This is a genomic window from Exiguobacterium sp. H66 (assembly GCF_018618705.1).
GTDB classification, from domain to species: domain Bacteria; phylum Bacillota; class Bacilli; order Exiguobacteriales; family Exiguobacteriaceae; genus Exiguobacterium_A; species Exiguobacterium_A oxidotolerans.
Genome location: NZ_JACSMQ010000009.1, coordinates 113,869 through 132,049, shown reverse-complemented (window position 1 = coordinate 132,049; position 18,181 = coordinate 113,869). Strand labels below are relative to the sequence as shown.

Annotated in this window: 25 protein-coding genes; 9 read left to right on the top strand and 16 right to left on the bottom strand. The window is 49.5% G+C overall.

Going from position 1 to position 18,181, the window contains the following annotated elements; genetic code table 11:
- Positions 1–27: 27 nt before the first annotated feature.
- Both ccmA and KNP88_RS13975 read left to right on the top strand, forming a co-directional pair.
- Complete coding sequence (ccmA, locus tag KNP88_RS13980) at positions 28–918, top strand: heme ABC exporter ATP-binding protein CcmA (RefSeq protein WP_214894368.1); 891 nt, start codon at positions 28–30, stop codon at positions 916–918.
- Entirely contained in the window at positions 915–1,742 is an 828-nt protein-coding gene (locus KNP88_RS13975) for an ABC transporter permease (protein ID WP_214894366.1), read from the top strand. The genes ccmA and KNP88_RS13975 overlap by 4 nt, the downstream gene beginning before the upstream one ends.
- Before the next feature lie 128 nt (positions 1,743–1,870).
- Here KNP88_RS13975 and KNP88_RS13970 read toward each other — a convergent pair whose 3' ends face one another.
- From KNP88_RS13970 to KNP88_RS13945, 6 genes are all read right to left on the bottom strand, one after another.
- Entirely contained in the window at positions 1,871–2,809 is a 939-nt protein-coding gene (locus tag KNP88_RS13970; protein WP_214894364.1) for a DMT family transporter, read from the bottom strand.
- Positions 2,810–2,929: 120 nt separating this feature from the next.
- Entirely contained in the window at positions 2,930–3,574 is a 645-nt protein-coding gene (locus KNP88_RS13965; protein WP_214894362.1) for an HAD hydrolase-like protein, read from the bottom strand.
- The gene (locus tag KNP88_RS13960) at positions 3,552–4,046 is read right to left on the bottom strand and encodes a VOC family protein (protein ID WP_214894360.1); all 495 of its coding nucleotides are present in this window, start codon (positions 4,044–4,046) and stop codon (positions 3,552–3,554) included. Before KNP88_RS13960 ends, KNP88_RS13965 begins: the two co-directional genes overlap by 23 nt.
- Complete coding sequence (locus KNP88_RS13955; protein ID WP_214894358.1) at positions 4,039–4,854, bottom strand: MBL fold metallo-hydrolase; 816 nt, start codon at positions 4,852–4,854, stop codon at positions 4,039–4,041. Before KNP88_RS13955 ends, KNP88_RS13960 begins: the two co-directional genes overlap by 8 nt.
- A 25-nt stretch (positions 4,855–4,879) precedes the next feature.
- Positions 4,880–5,074 carry an LPXTG cell wall anchor domain-containing protein gene (locus tag KNP88_RS13950; RefSeq protein WP_088837105.1) on the bottom strand — a complete coding sequence of 65 codons (195 nt, stop codon included), beginning with the start codon at positions 5,072–5,074 and terminating at the stop codon, positions 4,880–4,882.
- 32 nt (positions 5,075–5,106) lie between these two features.
- Complete coding sequence (locus KNP88_RS13945) at positions 5,107–5,295, bottom strand: PspC domain-containing protein (RefSeq protein WP_088837104.1); 189 nt, start codon at positions 5,293–5,295, stop codon at positions 5,107–5,109.
- A gap of 174 nt (positions 5,296–5,469) precedes the next feature.
- On the opposite strand from KNP88_RS13945, the gene KNP88_RS13940 reads away from it, so the two are divergent.
- The 4 genes from KNP88_RS13940 (at position 5,470) to KNP88_RS13925 (ending at position 8,163) form a co-directional block, all read left to right on the top strand.
- Positions 5,470–6,627 (top strand): hypothetical protein, encoded by a 1,158-nt coding sequence (locus KNP88_RS13940; RefSeq protein ID WP_214894356.1) that lies wholly within the window; start codon positions 5,470–5,472, stop codon positions 6,625–6,627.
- 139 nt (positions 6,628–6,766) lie between these two features.
- Positions 6,767–7,165, top strand: a complete 399-nt coding sequence (locus KNP88_RS13935) for a VOC family protein (protein ID WP_214894355.1) — start codon at positions 6,767–6,769, stop codon at positions 7,163–7,165.
- A gap of 71 nt (positions 7,166–7,236) precedes the next feature.
- The gene (locus KNP88_RS13930; RefSeq protein ID WP_214894354.1) at positions 7,237–7,764 is read left to right on the top strand and encodes a P-loop NTPase family protein; all 528 of its coding nucleotides are present in this window, start codon (positions 7,237–7,239) and stop codon (positions 7,762–7,764) included.
- Between the two features lie 51 nt (positions 7,765–7,815).
- The gene (locus tag KNP88_RS13925; RefSeq protein ID WP_214894353.1) at positions 7,816–8,163 is read left to right on the top strand and encodes a DUF2200 domain-containing protein; all 348 of its coding nucleotides are present in this window, start codon (positions 7,816–7,818) and stop codon (positions 8,161–8,163) included.
- Positions 8,164–8,283: 120 nt separating this feature from the next.
- Here the strand turns inward: KNP88_RS13925 and KNP88_RS13920 are convergent, their stop codons facing one another.
- From KNP88_RS13920 to KNP88_RS13910, 3 genes are all read right to left on the bottom strand, one after another.
- A complete protein-coding gene (locus KNP88_RS13920; RefSeq protein ID WP_214894352.1) occupies positions 8,284–8,988 on the bottom strand; it encodes an alpha/beta hydrolase in 705 nt (234 codons plus the stop codon).
- Positions 8,989–9,184: 196 nt separating this feature from the next.
- Positions 9,185–9,946, bottom strand: a complete 762-nt coding sequence (locus KNP88_RS13915) for a phosphotransferase (RefSeq protein WP_214894351.1) — start codon at positions 9,944–9,946, stop codon at positions 9,185–9,187.
- Positions 9,943–10,386, bottom strand: coding sequence for an Lrp/AsnC family transcriptional regulator (locus tag KNP88_RS13910; RefSeq protein ID WP_214894349.1), 444 nt, complete (start codon positions 10,384–10,386; stop codon positions 9,943–9,945). Before KNP88_RS13910 ends, KNP88_RS13915 begins: the two co-directional genes overlap by 4 nt.
- Before the next feature lie 150 nt (positions 10,387–10,536).
- Here KNP88_RS13910 and KNP88_RS15850 point away from each other — a divergent pair, with 150 nt between their 5' ends.
- Positions 10,537–10,683: a DUF1272 domain-containing protein gene (locus tag KNP88_RS15850; protein ID WP_214894347.1), complete on the top strand. Its 147-nt coding sequence runs from the start codon at positions 10,537–10,539 to the stop codon at positions 10,681–10,683.
- A 71-nt stretch (positions 10,684–10,754) separates the two neighbouring features.
- Here KNP88_RS15850 and KNP88_RS13900 read toward each other — a convergent pair whose 3' ends face one another.
- Together KNP88_RS13900 and KNP88_RS13895 are read right to left on the bottom strand one after the other, a co-directional pair.
- On the bottom strand, positions 10,755–11,174 hold the full coding sequence (locus tag KNP88_RS13900) for an SRPBCC domain-containing protein (RefSeq protein WP_214894345.1): 420 nt from the start codon (positions 11,172–11,174) through the stop codon (positions 10,755–10,757).
- Positions 11,175–11,249: 75 nt separating this feature from the next.
- Positions 11,250–12,572: a right-handed parallel beta-helix repeat-containing protein gene (locus KNP88_RS13895; protein WP_214894343.1), complete on the bottom strand. Its 1,323-nt coding sequence runs from the start codon at positions 12,570–12,572 to the stop codon at positions 11,250–11,252.
- Positions 12,573–12,666: 94 nt separating this feature from the next.
- Between KNP88_RS13895 and KNP88_RS13890 the strand changes: the two genes are divergently transcribed.
- Complete coding sequence (locus tag KNP88_RS13890) at positions 12,667–13,278, top strand: hypothetical protein (protein ID WP_214894341.1); 612 nt, start codon at positions 12,667–12,669, stop codon at positions 13,276–13,278.
- 46 nt (positions 13,279–13,324) lie between these two features.
- On the opposite strand, the gene KNP88_RS13885 is transcribed toward KNP88_RS13890, so the two are convergent.
- The 5 genes from KNP88_RS13885 to tnpB all read right to left on the bottom strand — a co-directional run bounded on the left by KNP88_RS13885 (position 13,325) and on the right by tnpB (position 17,225).
- Positions 13,325–13,828, bottom strand: coding sequence for a DUF1572 family protein (locus KNP88_RS13885; protein WP_214894339.1), 504 nt, complete (start codon positions 13,826–13,828; stop codon positions 13,325–13,327).
- 20 nt (positions 13,829–13,848) lie between these two features.
- Positions 13,849–15,033, bottom strand: coding sequence for a hypothetical protein (locus tag KNP88_RS13880; protein WP_251137246.1), 1,185 nt, complete (start codon positions 15,031–15,033; stop codon positions 13,849–13,851).
- A 148-nt stretch (positions 15,034–15,181) separates the two neighbouring features.
- Positions 15,182–15,358, bottom strand: a complete 177-nt coding sequence (locus tag KNP88_RS13875) for an SDR family oxidoreductase (RefSeq protein ID WP_214894335.1) — start codon at positions 15,356–15,358, stop codon at positions 15,182–15,184.
- A gap of 68 nt (positions 15,359–15,426) precedes the next feature.
- On the bottom strand, positions 15,427–15,816 hold the full coding sequence (locus KNP88_RS13870; protein ID WP_214769214.1) for a DoxX family protein: 390 nt from the start codon (positions 15,814–15,816) through the stop codon (positions 15,427–15,429).
- Positions 15,817–16,052: 236 nt separating this feature from the next.
- Positions 16,053–17,225 (bottom strand): IS200/IS605 family element RNA-guided endonuclease TnpB, encoded by a 1,173-nt coding sequence (tnpB, locus tag KNP88_RS13865; protein WP_214894333.1) that lies wholly within the window; start codon positions 17,223–17,225, stop codon positions 16,053–16,055.
- 177 nt (positions 17,226–17,402) lie between these two features.
- Between tnpB and KNP88_RS13860 the strand changes: the two genes are divergently transcribed.
- On the top strand, positions 17,403–18,098 hold the full coding sequence (locus KNP88_RS13860; protein WP_214766023.1) for an ABC transporter ATP-binding protein: 696 nt from the start codon (positions 17,403–17,405) through the stop codon (positions 18,096–18,098).
- Positions 18,099–18,181 lie beyond the last annotated feature (83 nt).

Sequence of the window (18,181 nt, the reverse complement as noted above, 5' to 3'; positions counted from 1 at the left end):
TATTCAGAACATGAGAGGATACAACAGATGCTAACATTACAAAACATTTCGAAAACGTTTGATGATCGGCTTGTCTTATCAGATATGTCGTTCACGATTCCACGGGGAAAAGTAGTCGGCTTGATCGGTCCGAACGGTGCCGGGAAAACAACGCTGATTCGAATCATGAACGGTGTGATCTCCCCGACGCATGGTACGGTCCGTTATGATGATCAGCCGATTGAAGTCCTTCGCACGAAAGCTGGCATCGTCACCGAAAGTGCGGGATTGTACCCTGACATGACCGCCCTTGAAAATTTAACTTTTTACGCGTCTTTATACGGTGTCAGAAATAAAAATCATTTGCTTGAACTGTTGAACCAGTTCGACTTGGCCCATGTCCGCGATGTCTATGTCCATACGTTTAGTACCGGTATGAAAAAGCGACTCGCGCTCGCTAAAGCAATGCTGCATGACCCGGAAATTTTATTTTTGGATGAACCGACGAATGGACTGGACCCCGATGGCATTCGCCAGGTGCTGGATATGATTCGGTCCGTAAATCAAACGAAGGGAACGACCGTCATCATCACGTCGCATCTCCTCTACCAATTGGAGAGTGTCTGTGACGCCTACATCTTCATCGAACAGGGGCGTTTCATCGATCAAGGGACACTCGCGGATTTACTGAAGCGTCACCAAACTGCGATTCGCGTCAGAATCCGGACAAACCTTCCGCCAGGTTCCGTCCGCACGATGTTCGAAACGGCTGTTGCACCTGTTGCTCCTGACGTGATTGAAGTATCGTTTAAAGACGAAACGTGCATCAGCCCTTTTTTGAAACAAATCATTGATCAGGGCTACGCGGTGTATGAGTGTCAAGTAATCGACCGTGATTTAGAAGGTGTCTATTTTAAGTTAAGGGGTGAAACGAAATGAATTTACCACTCGTGCTTGCCGTGATTAAAAAAGACAGCATCCAACTCTTCCGAAAAAAGATCTTGCTGTTCACGTTGATTATCATCCCGGTCTTGATGGGGCTCGTCCTTCCGATCGGATTCGCCTGGTTCATCATCGAGCTTGATTCGTCCACGTTAACCGACCCGGAAGTGCTCGATTTACTGAATCGTTTTTTGGCGACTACGGCCAGTCCAGATGTCCTGACACTGACGTTTAATGAACAATTGCTTTATTTGTTCCTAAACTATCCGCTCGTGACGTTATTTTTGTTAGTTCCGGTCATTACATGTTCCGTCATCGCTGCCAATAGTTTCGTCAGTGAAAAGGAACAGCACACATTAGAAAGCCTATTGTTTTCACCAATCACCATCCGTGATTTGTTTTACGGCAAACTGCTGATCTCGATTGCCTCATCCTACCTGATTTCCGCCGTCTGCTTTTTGATAAATCTGCTCGTCATCAACACTTTGATTTCCGTCAACGGCTTTTCAGTCAGCTTTCCTTCGACCCAGTGGTGGGTGTTACTCTTTCTGCTGTTACCGATTCTTTTATTGACGACGGCGTTAATTAATTTATTGATCTCGACACGGGTCAGTACGTATCAGGAAGCACAAAACTTGAGCGGTATCATCATCTTACCGTTCATCGGATTAATCATCGGTCAAATCAGCGGATTATTCTTCATCAATACGCTGTTCCTGATTCTGTTATCGATCGGTTTACTGATTCTAAACGTTTTCCTGTTAAAACTCGCGTTGCGCTTCGGAACACGCGACCAGCTGTTTAACTCCCAAATGTCATGAATCAGGTAACTTATGAAAAAATCGGCCCTGTTGAAGTTTTGCGCCACGGTTTTAATACAGCTGTCTGTGTAAGGAAGTAACAAAAAACGCCTTTCAGGATTCAAAAAGAATCTCGAAAGGCGTTTACTTTATAGCCGGATCAGGACAATTCCGCCGATCATCACGAGCAAACTGAGAATTTGAACACCGGTAACCGGCGTCCGGGCTGCCCCGAACCAACCGAACCGGTCAATCAAGAGACCCCCCGTCAACAGACCGATCGTCACGATGATGATGGCGACGCCGGTGCCGACGAGCGGGACGATGAACGCATTCCCGGCAATGAACGTCGCACCAATCAGACCGCCGATGAACATCCACCACGGTTTTGGCGCCGTCCGGTCCAGTTGGAGCTTCGGTCGCACGAGCAACAACACGAGCAAAAGCGTCAGCGTCCCGATGACGAAGGAAATCAATGCCCCTTTAATCGCCGAATCCAGGACACTTCCGAGATGCCCGTTAATCGCTGCTTGCATCGCACTCATCATCCCCGTTACGATGCCGAGTAAACGCCAACCGGTCAAGTTGACTTCCGCAGAGTTCTTCGTTTCCTGTTGTCCGCGATGCCGGCGTTTCGCTAACCAATCGCCTAAGGCGACAGTACCGACAACACCAAGCAGGACGAGCACGGCCCCGATTACGCGGGTCGGCGACAACCGGTTGACCGCTGAATCAAACCATCCGAAATGGTCAATCAACAGCCCCATGATGACTTGTCCGAAGATGGGCATGATGACCGTCTGGACCCCGCCTAGTTTTGGAAAGAGTAAGATGTTTCCCGTCAAGAAGATGACCCCGAGAACACCACCGAACCAAATCCAGCGGGGTTCCGTCGTCCAGAGGGCTTCGTTCAATGTGAAGTCCCCTTCGACGATCAGGGTCAAGAGGACTAAAAAGACCGTCCCGATACTAAACGAGATGAAGGATGCCGTAAACGGTGATCCGACAACTCCACGCAGCCGCGTATTGACGCTCGTCTGCACCGGAACGATGATGCCGATCGCTAAACCAATGATAATTGCTAACATGACGTGCCTCCTCTAACTACAAACAGATTCCGTCTCATCATACGGCAACTGTTTGCGAAAAGGCGATTCCTCTGCCTATATGTTCAGACGAACTCATGATGAGAGGCACCTCTCTGTTCCTTAAACGAGCTGCGTGATCGCCATCAGGTCATCGACAATATACTCGGCCGTCGCGAGCTCCGCTTCCTGTGCAAAATCAAACCGGCAGCCGATCGCCGGCCAGCCGTTTTCTTTCGCTGCCGTAAAGTCCGATTGCCGGTCGCCGACGACGACACCCGACTGTAATCCGTGTTTCGTCCGAATCATCCGGACGAGTTCGGATTTGTCGAGCGAATCAACGTCTTCGATGCTATAGATGCCGGTCAGGTAACGGTCTAACGCAAACTGCTCGACGATTGCCGCTAAATACGCTGAAAGTCCGTTACTCGCGACATATAACTCGTGTCCGCCCGCGTGAAGTGTTTCCAGTATCGTCACAGCATCCGGATACAAGGCGCCTTGCCCTGTCTGAATTCGCTCGATCAAGGCTTGTTGAAACCAGTCGTCCATCTGCTTGCGGTCGGTTTCCGGATGTGCCGGCAAGAGGGTCGCCCAGACTTGCGGTAACGGGACACCCATGATCGCTTCGTATGTATCGAGCGGTGTTGCGTCATGCCATTTTCCGGCTTGCCGTAACCGGGTGAACGCCACGTTTAAAGCCGGTCCTAAAATCCGGTGCGTCTGAAATAACGTTCCGTCCATATCAAAGATGATTGCTTGTTTCATCGGTCTCCTCCTCTGCTTGAGCGTTCATATGTAACCAGCCGCTCCAGTACATCGTACCTGTGATCCGGTGCGGGTTGTCGACCGGGCAGATGAATTCAAGACTGTTCCCGTCCGGATCATTGAAATGAATCTTCGCGTGCGCGTGGTGCGCCAGTGCCATGACGAACGGTTCCGTCGGTTCGAACCCGAACGCTTTTCGTGGTGTGTAACCGCGCGCCGTCAGCCAATCGACGGCATCCGTCAATGCCTCCAGTTCGACCTGGAAGGCGATATGCCGGATCGACGGGTGATAGTCGAGTTCGACTTGATCCGCGACCCAGAGCCCGAGCCAACTTTCTTCTTTGACAATCCAGAGGAACGCCAACCGGTCGTCGACGATATGATCGAGCGTCAGCCCGAGCCCTTCGTAAAAGGCAATCGATTGTTTTAAATTCCGGACCGGGAGATGAGCTTCGTACAGGCCGTTAATCATCCGTGCCGCCTAATGCATTGATGTAGCGCGCGGCCGACCGCGCGACCGCACCTGCCGCGTCGGTCTCGACGATGCGGTGAAAGGCATCATACAACTGGTTAAATGACAGCGGGCTGAGTTGTCTTGCCATCTGCGCTACTGTCGTTGCCGGCAGCGGAATCAGGTTCGGGTAACTGTACATGAAGCTGACCCATGCCCGGTCAGCGACGACACGGACGATATCGCCCGTCAACAGGACACCCCGTCCCGCGTCTCCCTGCGTCCACTCAAGGACCGTCGCTCCTTCAAAATGACCACCGATCCGGTGCAGGACGAGGTCATCTGCCAGTTCCAACCGGTCGCCGGACCAAAAAATAATCCGGTCGCTCGGTCGCGTCACCCACTGTTCGTCCGCCTCGTGGATATAAATCGGAACATCAAACGCTTCTGCCCAGTCGACTTGTGTCGCATAGTAGTGCGGATGTGATAAGGCGATTGCGTCGAGTCCCCCCTGTTGGTTGATTTCATCGATCACGGTCTGATCGAGATAAGTAATGCAGTCCCACAACAGCCGTTTTGACCCGGTGACCAGATACGCCGTTTGCCCGATTCCGAATTGTGGTGATGTCACGAGGCTCATCAAACCCGGTTGCTCCGGTATTACCGTCGTCCGGTAGTTCTTGGACGCGACCATCGCCTCACGCGTCGTCCACGATTGTCCGTCCGGATTGACGTATTGCCGTTCATCACTGCAAATCCGGCAGGTCGTTGGTTGAACTTCAACCGCATCCGTCTGCACCCCGCAGGTCGTACAAATCCAATAACTCATTTCTTTTCCCCCTTATTTTAACCAGTTACGCGTGCCGCTTCTTACGGGCCACTACGGCACTGATGCCCCCTAACAGGAGTGCTCCGCCGACGAATCCGAGAAAAACACTCCAGTTGAACTCTCCTTGTACGCTGTACATGATTGTTACTCCAATCAAGGCGCCGATTGTGATCGCGATCAGTCGCGCTGCTAAGGATGACGCGCGGTTCTGTTTGTTCATCTTGGTTGCCTCCCTTCTGGTTAAAACTCGTGTCATAACGTCCGTGGTGGACTCGCCATCGCATTCGCAAGAATCATGTAGATGATGACGTTGACGGGCAGTGGAATAAAGATAAATATCAAGCGGACGGCGAATGACGACAAGCCAAGCTGTTCCGCGAGTCCGCCGCAGACACCCTGGATTGATTTGTCCGTCGCTGATTTCCGTAATGTTCTTGCCATTTCGATGCACTCCTTGCTAAATGTAAATATTCGATTTACCTGAACCTCCAGAAAAAAATTGGATAAACCGTCCATCTGTTACAATAATTAGGTACTCCACCAGTCTACACGTTTTGGTATCGTTTTTCATCTGATTGACGATTTTTCAATCTACTTAAAAAAGGAGAATCCCACATGTACACCAAAACTGCTTTCGCCGTCGCCGCACTTGCACTCGCCGTCATAAGCGGATGCACGAATGACACCGCATCGGTTACGCAAAACTCATCCGCCGTTAAAACGGAAGCTGCTTCACAGGTTGTCGCGACGCCGATTTCAAGTGAAAATAAGCCGGTGGCATTATCAAAAAAGGAGGCACTGGTCTCGGTCGGTACGACGCATTCATACAACCTGTCGCCTTTTTTTGTCGGGCAGACGGTCCAGGTTGCCCCGGAGTATCTGTATGAACACAAGATCTACTACACGCACTTCATCCAGACGAACGAAAACAAGGTCAGCAGTACGATCTACCGCTATACCCCGGGGTCGAACACGAACGAAGTCATCCAGACGGTCGATCAGACGATCGGCTCATTGACCGGTGTGTCCCATTACCTGTTCTGGGTCGCGTCAGCGCCGGCAGAAGACGGGATTGCCTGGACGATTCATAGCTTCAATCTCAAAAACGGGAAACAGGATCTGCTCGACCGAGGGGTCAGCCGCTTCGACGCCTCCATCCCGGTGCTTGATGCTTCAACGACTCGCCTCTCCTGGCTGATCCATGACGCGACTGCGAAGAAGACGACAACGCTGATGAAGTCCTTTGATGTAGCCGCCGATACAATCATCGTCCACGAACAGTACGACCTAAACAAAAGAAAACAGGACGGCATCTTACCGTTTGATTTCCGGTCGGGCGACGCCGGACGCTTGATTCATACCCGCACGTTCAAGGACGGGACTAAAACCTCGCGCCTTGCGAGTGATGACGGCAGGTTCCAACGACCGATTGATGGGTTGTTTGATTTCGAGTACGGTGCCGATTACGTCGCAACCGGTGAAGAAGGACACGCTGCTTTTTTACCGCTTGATTCAAAACAACCCGACTTCACTTATGAATTATCCGATCAGCATTCGACCGTCGATGCGTTTCGTTTCTTGTCCCGCGATCGGGTAATCTTCCGTGAAAACACGTCGCAGCTCCTTTATGCCGACTTAACGCGCGGAACCGTCGCCCCGTTGACCAAAATGAAAGACACGACGTCTAAACCGATTTACGTCAACGGGACGATTGCCTATTCCGTTTCGGACGGTCAGGACGTGACGTTTCATGTCATCGACGTCACGCCGTAATCGCTACTCCACCTTGTTCTTTTCTTGAATGGGTGGAGTTTTTCGTCTGCATTGAAACGGTTTAAAATATGCTAAACTGACATATAGACTAAACAACGGAGCGCCGGTTGCGGTCCGTTTTCGAAAGGACGTCCATAAGTTGAAACAAATCCATCACCTCTGTATCCAAACGGCTGATTACGCGGCCTCTAAATCCTTTTATGAAGCACTCGGGTTCGAACTCGTCCAGGAATCCCCGGACTTTCACACCCGTGCGTTCAACAGTTGGCTCAAGCTCGGCGAATTTTATATCGAACTCCAGACGAACAAAGTCGACGAGACTTTGACGCCTTATACGAAACATACGTCTGGTCCCGTTCATTTCGCTTTATACGTCGACGATTTAGCGGCGGAAGTCGCACGGCTCGAACAACGCGGTGTCACCTTCCTGCCGAAAAACGGCGGGAACATCTATTTCGTCGTCGACGGGCACCTCAGTAAATTAAAAGCACCGGAAGGGACGATTGTCGAGCTTCGCGATACATTTGTCATTTCCTGACCGCTCAATCATTGACAGCCTCTCTGTTTTAATTTAAAACAAGATTTATATTTTTTTGGAGGACTTCTAACATGCGCATTCAAATCATCGGTGGATCCGGCACCGGCAAAAGCACGCTCGGCGAGTGGATCGGGCAACAAGAAGGGATACCTTGGATTGATAGCGATCGCTACTTATGGACAGATCAAACGTTCACCAAAAAACGGTCGGTCGACGAACGGTATACCTTATATACACAGGACATCGAACGCCATCAACAGTACATTGTCTCCGGTTCCGTCTTTTCATGGAATCCATACGGCTTCCCGGACCGCGAGCTGCTCGTATTTTTAACGTTGGACGAAGAAACACGGATGAACCGGTTAATCAAACGGGAACAGGCACGCTATCCCGATTTTTCAGGGTCAAACGATTTCCTCGATTGGTGCAGGACGTATTTGACGGAGACGGACCCTGCCAAGATTGGGACATTGGCAGAACATCAGCTCCAGATGATCCTTTCAAGGTCACCTGTCATCCGGATCGATGCCGCACAATCGACGGACCAGATGTATCAACAAATCAAACAGCTGTATCACGAGCTGTGTCCGACAACGTAGTGCCGCGCTTTTTTTTGATATAAAATATACGAATCATAAGGAGTGAGAAAAATGGGGCAACACCGGCTGTACACGACAGCGTTCTCAAGCGTCTATCCGCTTTACGTCAAAAAAGTGGAACGGAAAGGTCGGACGAAACAGGAAGTCGATACCATCATCCGCTGGTTGACCGGGTACTCGGAACAACAGCTCGCGCAACTATCGCAAGATACGACGACCTTCGAAACCTTTTTTGCGGAAGCACCAGACATGCAGGAACGGCGATCACTCATCAAAGGTGTCGTCTGCGGCGTCCGGGTCGAGGACGTGGAGGACGACTTAATGCGCGAAATCCGCTATCTCGACAAACTGATTGACGAACTGGCAAAAGGAAAAGCGCTCGAAAAGATTTTACGGTAACCGTGGGGAATGCCTCATGTTGGCGACTCTCGCTTCCATCTTCGGTGCAACAGCCCTTATAACCAACCGCTTCTAAAGAAAAACCGGGCCCCTGAAGAGGAGTCCGGTTTTTCTGAACTGTTAAAAACGCTCATCCAACCAGTTTAAGATGTCGGCAATCATGTCATCTGAGACAGTATGGTTGATCAATGGATATTTGAGGAACGTGACATCACTGTTAGTTGAAGCAGATTGTTCCACATAATGCTGCTGTGTCGCAATCGGAATGACCTCATCGTCCTCTCCATGTAACAATAAGGTCGGCGTCACCTGCTCTTGCGACAAGGGATCATACTTTCTCAGGCGTTGTTCTTCTGAAGTCGACAACGTCGTGCTTTTGTCGCGGCTTCGTAAAAGCTGTTCCGAAAAGAGGAAGGAACCAGACCCGTTGATGTTAATCAATCCTGCGCTTCCCTGTTGTTTAGCCGCTGCACCGCTCGCGATGAATCCTCCCATCGAGACGCCGAGCCAGATGATGTCCCCTCTTGGAATGTTCAGCTGTTTTGCGAGCGTGCCCGATTCTTCAATGCTTTGAAACACCACTTCCCAAAAGTGCTGTTCGACGATGCCTTGATCAAAATACGCACTTAGCGCATTGCGGCTGTCATGCAGAATCAGCTCCGGCACAATGACGGTAAATCCTTTACCGGAAAGCATCCGCGCAAATTCATCATATTTGCTAACACTGGATCCCCAGCCATGATACAAACAGATCGTTTTACGGTGTTTTTGATGTTCGGCCGGATATGTCCGGATCGACAGAACGGAATCATTTAATGTGTGCATCGGTCTGTCCCCCGTTTCGATTTAGATGTAAATCGATTACAATGTTTTATTCGTTTCGATTTCATCGGACTCATACTTGGCCTCATGTTACTCACCCACTTCAAATACTTTCCTTTTTCAGCATGTCAGATATAGACTGCATATGTAATCTATATCTGACATTTATTTATCCTGACCTGATCCTATGCTTTATTCTTCAATAAAATTCATACACTCCTTCATCGAAATAGCGGAATGTTTCTTCTGAGATTGGTGAAAATCCATATCCCGAATAGAACGCATCGAACATCTTGATATCCTTCCGAAAAGATCGTGTCGCCAAGGCTTCATCGTAGCGGGGATCGCCGACCGTCATTCCGGCTACATCAATAAACGCAACGATTTCGTTGTCTCGGACCAATAGATTGTCTGTCGTACAATCCCCGTGTATCCACGTCGCTGGAACAGGTTCCGGCTGCTTGGTGGATAATGCGTTAAGCAACTCGCGTGATCCATTTGTCCAGCCCTGTTCAATGTAGCGATTGGCTTGAAGCAGCTGTTTGTCCAGCCAGTCTTTTGAAGATTGGGTAGAGCTAATCCCGCCCGTATGAAGCTGTCTGAGAAACTTTCCAAATGCACGGATCAGCTCAAGACGCTGCAGTTCGGAAGCATCCGCCAGTGCCGCTGTCAACGTCTCACCGGCTATGTAGGACATCAGTAAATAATCCTGTTGCGCGTCTTCCATATAATCAATATAAGTCGGGATAATGATGTGTTGCGACTTGAACGTCTGCATCACTGTCGCTTCCTGCGCCAACCATTCGCGGTATCGGGATAAGCTTGCCTGCTTGAGGATATAGGTACCGCCTAACGTTTTCACATAGTAGACGATGGCTGTTCCCCCCTGCTCGGGAACGGGATGGACCGAATCGATCACACCGACTTGTTGTTCGATTCGTTCTTGGATAGAAACGTTCATATCAAAATCCCTTCCCCGACCGTAAACGCCTTAAAGGCGACCGGCGACGACAAACGGATCCAGGTCGACGGTTTTCCATATTCCATCGAGGCATCGATGAACGCTTCCAGTGTCTCGACTGTCGGCGTGTACAGTTTGACCATGAAATTAAACGTCCCGGCGAGCCGGTGGCACTCGACGACATCCGGATGGTCTTTACAAAACGTGATGAACACCGCACAGCGTGTCTGCTCGAACATCAAAATCGCCATGATTGTTTTTTCGATCGCGACGGGATTGATGACGGCGCGGTATCCTTCAATCACTCCCCGATCTTCCAACTTCTTGACCCGTTCGTTGACGGCGGGGGTTGAAAGGCCAACCGTTTTGCCGAGTTCCGTCCAGGACATCCGTCCGTCCGCCTGCAACGCATGGATGATGGCGTAATCAATTTCGTCCATTTTTCACTCTCCTAATATTATGAAGACATATCTTTAAATTACCATTGATTCTTAGGCGAAGCTACTTGAAAACAAGGAAAACCATCTGTCGGACCGTGACTCCATTTTGTAAAATAAAGATAGGTAAAGAAGAAAAGTGAGGTGAGACCGATGCAGGCAACGACGTGTACCCGCTGCGCAGAGGCGTTCAAAGACAACCAAGTGACGTATCATTGTTCGCACAACTGTACATATTGCGCAGATTGTACTAAGACACTCGATTCCATTTGTCAAAATTGCGGGGAAACATTGGTTTAAGTACGGCAGTAAATCGATTTTTTCTTTACAGAAAAAGCCCTCCTGCTTAGGAACGGGCTTTTTTGTCTGCTTCACTGTTGTTCCGCATATTCTTTGAAGCGGTCAAGGATCGCCTGCCAGCCCGCTTGTTGCATCTCGGGCGGATTCGCCGACTCCGCTTCAAATGTTTCGACGACGTTCGTTTCGTCCCCATTCGCTTCGAACAAGACCGTCACGTGGCGACCGTCGTCCAGTGTATAGGCTAATTTTTCGTTCACGACGACATCGTCATAAACACCGGAAAAATCAAACCCCATACTGCCGTCTTTTGCCGCCATGTGACTGGAAAAATGACCGCCTGCTTGGACATCATTCGTCGCTTCCGTCGTATGCCAATCGTCCGATGCCGCATTCCATGCCTTGATGTGTTCCGGTTCCGTCCAGTACATCCAGACTTCGGCGACGGGTCGTTGGATGACGGTCTCGATTTGTAACACTTGCACCTGACTCATATCAATCGCTCCTTTTCCAAATTCGTTCGCTTACCCCATTTTATTTCTCCATGTGCTGCACAATCCCTGCTCGCTTCACTTATTAAGTCCTCCTTTAACTGCCCGCTCAAATGATGTCTGTGTCCGGTACTCGTGATCCAACCAAATCCACCGTTTCGCTGTTCCTTTTTTTAATTGATAAGTATTGTGGTCAAACTGATTGCCGGAACTCGTTTTGAAGAAGTTCGCGACAAACAGGTTATCCGGCCCTGTCGTAAATGCATTATGATCAATCCGATTATCGCGGACATCATGTTGGACGAGGAGTTGACCGCCTTCAAGTCCCTTCGTGTCATTGCCGGTGACTTGATTGTCCGTAATCCGGACCCGTTTCGTGCCACCGCGCTTTTTATCGTATCCGCCGATCGAAATGCCGGTAAACCGGTTTTGTTGGACGAGATTGCCGCGGACCGTAATGTCTTCTGCATACTTTTTCGCATGTTCACTCGTCACTTCAATCCCGATATCATTTCGTTCGACCGTATTGTGTTCAATCGTCAGCTGTTTCCCGCCGTCAACATAAATGCCGGGCGCATTGTAATCCTTGCCGTAGACCGGATTGCCGTAACTCGAACTGTCGGAGACGTGATTCCCGGAGATGACTCCATTCCGGACATAATCCTCCGAGTTGTTCGTCGCGACTCCCTCATAGCCGATCAAGTCGATGCCGATATTATCGTTACGGCGGACGATGTTATCCGTGACGGAAAACCCGTCGATGTTGCCGTTTAAGACAAGTGCTTCGCTCGCCCCGAGCCGGTTGTCTTCGACACGATTCCCACGGACGGTGATTTGCTTCAAGCGACCGGTTCCGTAAATCGCAATCCCATGGGCATTGCCGCCTTTCGCATTCGTTTGGATGCGGCGGACCTGATTATCGATCAGTTGAATGTTCCGTCCTGTCCCGGTGACAAAAATACCGATCGGTGTCTCATCGTTTCGTGTCGTCTTGATGTCTGCGACAACCAGTCCTTGGATCGTCACGTACTGCCGGTCTTCGATTCGGATGAGCGTCGTCTCCCCGTCCTGTTTCTTCAATGCCTTCCCACTTAAGACGACTTTTTCCGTTTGGTAATTCCGGAAGACGACCGGTGCCTGTTTCGTTCCGCTGTACCGGACTGTCAACGCTTCCGTGTACGTTCCTTGACGGAGATAGACCGTCATCCCGGCTCTCGCAAGCTGACTCGCCCGTTTCAGTGTTTTGAGCGGTCGTTTCAACGAACCGGAATTCGTATCTTTGCCGGCTGGCGCGACATACAGGACTTTTTTGGAAGCGGTCGCCTCTGCCTGTTCCTGGTTCCATGTCGCTAAACAACCGAACAGTCCGAGCGACAGGAAAAGAATAAATCGTTTTTTCACGCAAATCCCCCCTTTCCGTGAACACTTTTCTGATTGTAAATAACATCCAATCCTTTTATACTTACTTTATTTACATACGAAGGACGTGAAGTGGATGTTGAAACAAATGCTCGTCTGTTCATTATCGGCACTTTTACTTGCCGGTTGTAGTTCGGAAGAGGCTGTGCCAAAAAAAGTCGTCAAACCGATGGAGTTGCCGTTGACACTCACACTCGATACGACTAAAACTCCATCAGATTCGGATAAAAATGAGGCTGTTTATATCATGACTGGGAAAACCGACAACCTCCTTTACCTGACCGGAATTGAGTATTTTGCATCCGGCGAACAAAAAAATTGGTTTACCGAAACCATCAAACCCGGTCACTATGATGGGGAAAAACTGACACTCGGGCAAGTGTTCGATACGACAAAAGGCTACCGTTCATACATGTTTGATTTAGATGGTCTCATGCAGGAAAAATCCGAGGAGTCAGATGATTTAAAGAAAGTCATGATGAGTGGCGTCGAGTTTCGTGATACGTCATTTCGCCCATCTGAATACGAGGTGTTGATGTTTGAGAAATCAACCGTTCAGGAGTCGATGGGAACAGACTCAATCGACGCCATCCATTCTCCTGAAGATATCCAACTCAAAAAAGGCGAGCGCGCTTTTACGATTTCTTTATCGACAACTCCTGTCGGCAGTTCGAGTGACGATACATGAATAAAACAGACCTGCCCCCTGTGTAAAAGAGGCAGGTCTGTTTTATTCATGTACGTTGATGCGGCAAGGGAATCGTCAACGGCTTGAAGTCCGGTCCGAGCAGGATCTTCATTAAAAAAATCAGCTGTCCGGTGTGATAGGCATAATGTGCGAGTTGCCGTTCAATCGCGTCGACGACGAGATGCGGTTCACCGCGAATCAGGACGATCCGCTCCAAATCGTCCGGTGTCAACGACGCGAGAGTCGATTCGACGAGCTGCCAGCCGTCATGCCACAGTTTCAGTAACGTCTCTTTATCATGCCCCTGGTCAACGAACTCGGCGTCCCGATTGCGGTCCGGCTTTTCGCCGTCCGTCGTCAAAAAATCGGTCCAGCGTGACGTCATATTGTTCGTCATGTGCTGAATCAGTAACGCGACACTGTTCGTGTCCGGTGCGAGTGTCTGATGAAACTGTTCCTCGTTCAGCCAACCAAGTGCCTGCTCCGCTGGTTCGCGGACGGCCCGGAACCTCGCTTGAATTGCTGTCAAGTACACCTCTTCAAAAGCCATTTCCCTCACTCCTTCTCCTGTTAATCAATCACAAAGTCCACACCTTTTTCTCCATCAATCGGTATCGTCCGTAACATTTTTAACTGGTCGTCCGTGACAATCAACCGGTATTCACCAGAAGAGGACATGTCCGTTTCCGTGAAGTAGGAAGTCTTCTTATACGGATTCCGGTACAAGTAACGGTAATAGTTACCCGGCTTCCAAAAATCAGGTCGGACCTGTTCAACCCGGAACGCTTGTCCGAACGTCCACTTGACGAGCCGTTGATCGGTATCGTTCTCACCGGTATTGATGATTTGATAACCAGTCTGTTTGTTGATCATCCGCATCGGTGTCGTCGACGAGTAACTAGCACCGTCTAATACTGAAAATGACTTTTGCTGCATCGTTCCGTCCGTCTTCAGCTTGATCATCATGCCGTCGGTCGTTGCAAAATACGCTGTGTCCTTAGCGCCGTATAAAGCAGTATAGGCATATGGTTCGACATCTTTTCGAATGACGCGTGATTTTCCGGTCGTCTGGTCGAGCAGGACCATTCCGGCCGCCCCTTCTTGATCATCCTCGGTACCGTTGTTGGCGTAAGCAATCGTCTGATTCAGTTCAAGGATCGGTGAATCAACGACTGGCATCAACCGGTCTTCAATCGGATACCGTTTGTCCGTCCGGACGTTGATTAATTGAATCTTTTCCGACGGCTTTGTAGCGTTTGATGTGACCCAGGCATCTTTCCCGTAATGGGCAACGGATGTGATCGCTGTATTCGGCACCTCGTGTTTCTTGAACGTCCCTCGTTTTAAGTCATACGTAAAAAAGTGGTCCGCTTCGATACCGTCCGGGTGATGGATATAAATATGCCGCAGGTCCGTTCCTTTTTGTGAAAATGCCATCCGATACAAATCTGGATCAGCAATCGCTTCCGTCTTTAATTCTGTTCCCGTTTTTGATAATGTCGTCATCAGTGCCGGCTCTTGCGGATCATCCTGTGTTTCTTTATAACGGTTGATGTCGCTTCCGGACAGCAAGATGACCTGACCGTCGTTCGGCTTAAACGTCATCGTCGTGACATCTTTTGATATGATCGGGTAAGAACTGGCTTTTGGTTCTTCTGGATGCGCGCCGATATAGAATGCACTCGCACATCCAGCTGCTGCTAGTCCAGCCGTTCCGTAAATCAATCGTTTTTTCCATGATTGAAGCAAAATCATCCACTCATTTCGTTTGTCATTTCCCCCTTCCATTTTAACGCTTTTTTTGTAAATAAATTCTTTTGATCACAACCTCTGTTACTTATTGACCAAATATTTCATTAAGAAAAGACACTGTCGCATTAACAGTGCCTTGATGTATCCTCAGTTATCTTGCCGTGACGCCACTGTCGACCGGAAGACCGACGCCTGAGATATGGCTCGCTTCATCCGTCGCGAGGAACAGGACAGCATGCGCGATCTCTTCCGCATTCCCGACATGACCAGGCGGAACCACCTGTTGCATCCCGCGAAACACACTGTTGACGTTATTGAACGTCAACATAGTTTCTTGTTATTTCTCACTAAACAAATAGAGAGTGCACGGTGCTAGCCGTGTCACTCTCCTGTACTTTATGAAATTTGTTCAGCCGATTGATTCGCTCCGTTATTGACTTTCTTTTGACCGACGAATACAAATGCTGCCAAGACGAGCAAAATCAACGGTGTCATTGCGACTGCCATGCCTTGTCCTGCATTTAAGTGTGTCAAAACGGCGCCTGCCATGACGAGTACAAGTAGCCCGCTGAAGACTGGAATAAGTTTCTTTTTCCAGTAACCAATCAATAAGCCGATGGCTGCTACCACTTCAATTGTTCCAACAAAATACATGAACCCTGTTCCATAGCCGTACACGTTTTCAAACGAGTCGACCATTGTCGGATCTGCACTCAGTTTCATAAATCCAAATAATAAAAAGCCAACTACTAACACACCTTGAATAATTCGTACACTCCACTTCATTTTTACAACCTCCTGTTTTTTCTGTCTCTTACTCTCTTATCATAAAGTCCTGTTTGTGAACTGAGAAGTAGGCACATTAATGTGGTTAAGTATCAAAAAGGATACTACGCATAAACAGCAGGCACTGACGAGACAAGGCTGTCTCAGTTTTTAACCCGATATTGAACTACCTCCACCTACGCTTCGCTTAGAGGTAGAGGATTCCTGAGTTATCCGACCTAACGGTCGAAAATTGATCAGGCTAACCCCGTCGTCCCGACGGTTGAAGAAGCTAGGATGCGTTCAGCTTCTTGTTTGATGTTCAGTCCTGCGTTCACATCACGGTCGTGATGGATCCCGCAACTCGGGCATGTCCATTCACGCAAGCCAAGATGCTTCACGTCTTTGTGTTGATGTCCGCAACGGGAGCACAGTTGACTAGAGGCGAAGGTCTTGCCGACTTTCACGACGGTCTTCCCGTACCATGCCGCCTTGTATTCGAGCATGCGGAAGAACTCCGACCAACTGACCTCAGAGATGGACTTGCTCAACTTGCGATTCTTCTGCATGTTCTTCACCTGCAAGGTCTCGATGCCGATGACGTCGTGGTTTTTGACGATCTCGGTCGATACCTTGTGCAGGAAATCGGTTCGCTTGTTAGCGATCTTCTCGTGGATGCGGGCGACCTTCCGCTTCTGCTTCTGATAGTTCTTCGCCTCGGAAAGTGTTACTTTCTTGTCCAAGGCCAACCGTTGACGACGAGAGAGTTTGCGTTGCTCGCGCGCCAGCTTTTTCTCAAGCGAACGGAAGTAACGGTCGTTCTTGTATACCGTGCCGTCCGACAGGACGGCGAAGTGCTTCAATCCGACATCGACGCCGACGGATGAGCCCGTCTTCGGCAGTTCGTTGCTCTCCTGCTCGACGAGCAGGGAGACGAAGTATTTTCCTGAAGCGTTACGCCGGATGGTCGCGTTCAAGATGCGTCCGACGACCTGCCTCGAGTTGGCGAAACGAACCCACTTCAGCTTTGGAATTTTGATCGTGTTGCCGACGATCGAGACTTCTGGAAGCTGAGACTTGCCTTGAATGTTCGTCTTGTACGATTGAACGGGGTTCCGTTTCGACTTGAAGCGGGGTCGTTCGTTCTGCTTCTTAAAGAAGCGGTCAAAGGCATCAGCAAGATGTTTGACGCTCGTCTGCACAGACGTGCTATCGACTTCCTTCAGCCAGTCGAACGCCTGCTTCAACGACGGGAGTTCTTTCGAACAAGACCCGTAGGATAGTCCTTTCCCTGTCGCTTTATACGTCTCATCCCACTTCGCCAAGAAGTGGTTGAAGACGAAGCGTGAACAACCGATCGTCTTCGCGATCAGGATTTCCTGTTCTTTTGTCGGATAGATTCTGAATTTGTAGGCCTTGTGAGTCAACATGATGTTCACCTCCTTCAAAGGGAATATACCCGAAAAGCAAGCTGGCGATTCATCTCCCACTTTCACTTCGTTTAGAAGTAGGCGTATTCTCGCCTAATTTTGATAAAAAGAACAATAGACAAAATTTTTAAATAATTTTATAGTTGAATTACCTTATTTTGTAAAAGGAGCGTTCGAATGGATATTTCCGTTAATCACCTCTCCCATGCGTTTCAATTAGATGGGAGTCCATCACTCGTCTTAAACGACCTCACGTGCCAGTTCTCAGCCACCGAAGTGACGGCAATCGTCGGTGCCTCGGGTTCCGGCAAGTCGACCTTTCTCAGTATGATCGGTTCACTCGACCGTCCGACATCCGGACAAATCGAATACGACGGCCAAGACATCAGCCGTTGGAAAAATCGCCGCCTCTCCGCCTTCCGGGCACAGGAAATCGGCTTCGTCTTTCAACAGTTTCACCTTCTGCCTGCGTTGACGGTCAAAGAAAACGTGCTCGTCCCGCTCTTAAAACAAAAAACGGACTTCAACAAAGAAGAACGGATTGCCCAGATCCTCGAGAAAGTCGGCTTGCTTGAAAAACAACACGCGTTACCGGCCCAACTGTCCGGGGGTCAACAGCAACGGGTCGCAATCGCACGGGCGCTGATCAGTCGCCCGCGCTGGATCCTTGCCGATGAACCGACCGGAAATCTTGATTCCGTCACCGGCGAGACAATTTTTCAATTGTTGCTTGACCTGCACAGGGAAGAGCAGTGCGGCATTTTGTTCGTCACCCATGACGTGGCACTTGCTGAACGGGCGGACCGGATTCTGTTCATGCAGGACGGGCAAATCATCGAAGATCGTCGTAAGAAGACCATCCAAAGCGGGTAAACGAGACATCACAGCTCTTCTTATCGGCAGCTTTACCAAATGCTCCACGGCTCACCTCACTACTCATTACAACATCAAGGAGG

Excerpts from the sequence above, each read along its gene's own strand:
- ccmA (WP_214894368.1), top strand. The coding sequence starts at position 28 with ATGCTAACATTACAAAACATTTCGAAAACGTTTGATGATCGGCTTGTC.
- KNP88_RS13975 (WP_214894366.1), top strand. The coding sequence starts at position 915 with ATGAATTTACCACTCGTGCTTGCCGTGATTAAAAAAGACAGCATCCAA.
- KNP88_RS13970 (WP_214894364.1), bottom strand. The coding sequence starts at position 2,809 with ATGTTAGCAATTATCATTGGTTTAGCGATCGGCATCATCGTTCCGGTG.
- KNP88_RS13965 (WP_214894362.1), bottom strand. The coding sequence starts at position 3,574 with ATGAAACAAGCAATCATCTTTGATATGGACGGAACGTTATTTCAGACG.
- KNP88_RS13960 (WP_214894360.1), bottom strand. The coding sequence starts at position 4,046 with ATGATTAACGGCCTGTACGAAGCTCATCTCCCGGTCCGGAATTTAAAA.
- KNP88_RS13955 (WP_214894358.1), bottom strand. The coding sequence starts at position 4,854 with ATGAGTTATTGGATTTGTACGACCTGCGGGGTGCAGACGGATGCGGTT.
- KNP88_RS13950 (WP_088837105.1), bottom strand. The coding sequence starts at position 5,074 with ATGAACAAACAGAACCGCGCGTCATCCTTAGCAGCGCGACTGATCGCG.
- KNP88_RS13945 (WP_088837104.1), bottom strand. The coding sequence starts at position 5,295 with ATGGCAAGAACATTACGGAAATCAGCGACGGACAAATCAATCCAGGGT.
- KNP88_RS13940 (WP_214894356.1), top strand. The coding sequence starts at position 5,470 with ATGTACACCAAAACTGCTTTCGCCGTCGCCGCACTTGCACTCGCCGTC.
- KNP88_RS13930 (WP_214894354.1), top strand. The coding sequence starts at position 7,237 with ATGCGCATTCAAATCATCGGTGGATCCGGCACCGGCAAAAGCACGCTC.
- KNP88_RS13925 (WP_214894353.1), top strand. The coding sequence starts at position 7,816 with ATGGGGCAACACCGGCTGTACACGACAGCGTTCTCAAGCGTCTATCCG.
- KNP88_RS13920 (WP_214894352.1), bottom strand. The coding sequence starts at position 8,988 with ATGCACACATTAAATGATTCCGTTCTGTCGATCCGGACATATCCGGCC.
- KNP88_RS13915 (WP_214894351.1), bottom strand. The coding sequence starts at position 9,946 with ATGAACGTTTCTATCCAAGAACGAATCGAACAACAAGTCGGTGTGATC.
- KNP88_RS13910 (WP_214894349.1), bottom strand. The coding sequence starts at position 10,386 with ATGGACGAAATTGATTACGCCATCATCCATGCGTTGCAGGCGGACGGA.
- KNP88_RS15850 (WP_214894347.1), top strand. The coding sequence starts at position 10,537 with ATGCAGGCAACGACGTGTACCCGCTGCGCAGAGGCGTTCAAAGACAAC.
- KNP88_RS13900 (WP_214894345.1), bottom strand. The coding sequence starts at position 11,174 with ATGAGTCAGGTGCAAGTGTTACAAATCGAGACCGTCATCCAACGACCC.
- KNP88_RS13890 (WP_214894341.1), top strand. The coding sequence starts at position 12,667 with ATGTTGAAACAAATGCTCGTCTGTTCATTATCGGCACTTTTACTTGCC.
- KNP88_RS13885 (WP_214894339.1), bottom strand. The coding sequence starts at position 13,828 with ATGGCTTTTGAAGAGGTGTACTTGACAGCAATTCAAGCGAGGTTCCGG.
- KNP88_RS13880 (WP_251137246.1), bottom strand. The coding sequence starts at position 15,033 with ATGATTTTGCTTCAATCATGGAAAAAACGATTGATTTACGGAACGGCT.
- KNP88_RS13875 (WP_214894335.1), bottom strand. The coding sequence starts at position 15,358 with ATGTTGACGTTCAATAACGTCAACAGTGTGTTTCGCGGGATGCAACAG.
- KNP88_RS13870 (WP_214769214.1), bottom strand. The coding sequence starts at position 15,816 with ATGAAGTGGAGTGTACGAATTATTCAAGGTGTGTTAGTAGTTGGCTTT.
- tnpB (WP_214894333.1), bottom strand. The coding sequence starts at position 17,225 with ATGTTGACTCACAAGGCCTACAAATTCAGAATCTATCCGACAAAAGAA.
- KNP88_RS13860 (WP_214766023.1), top strand. The coding sequence starts at position 17,403 with ATGGATATTTCCGTTAATCACCTCTCCCATGCGTTTCAATTAGATGGG.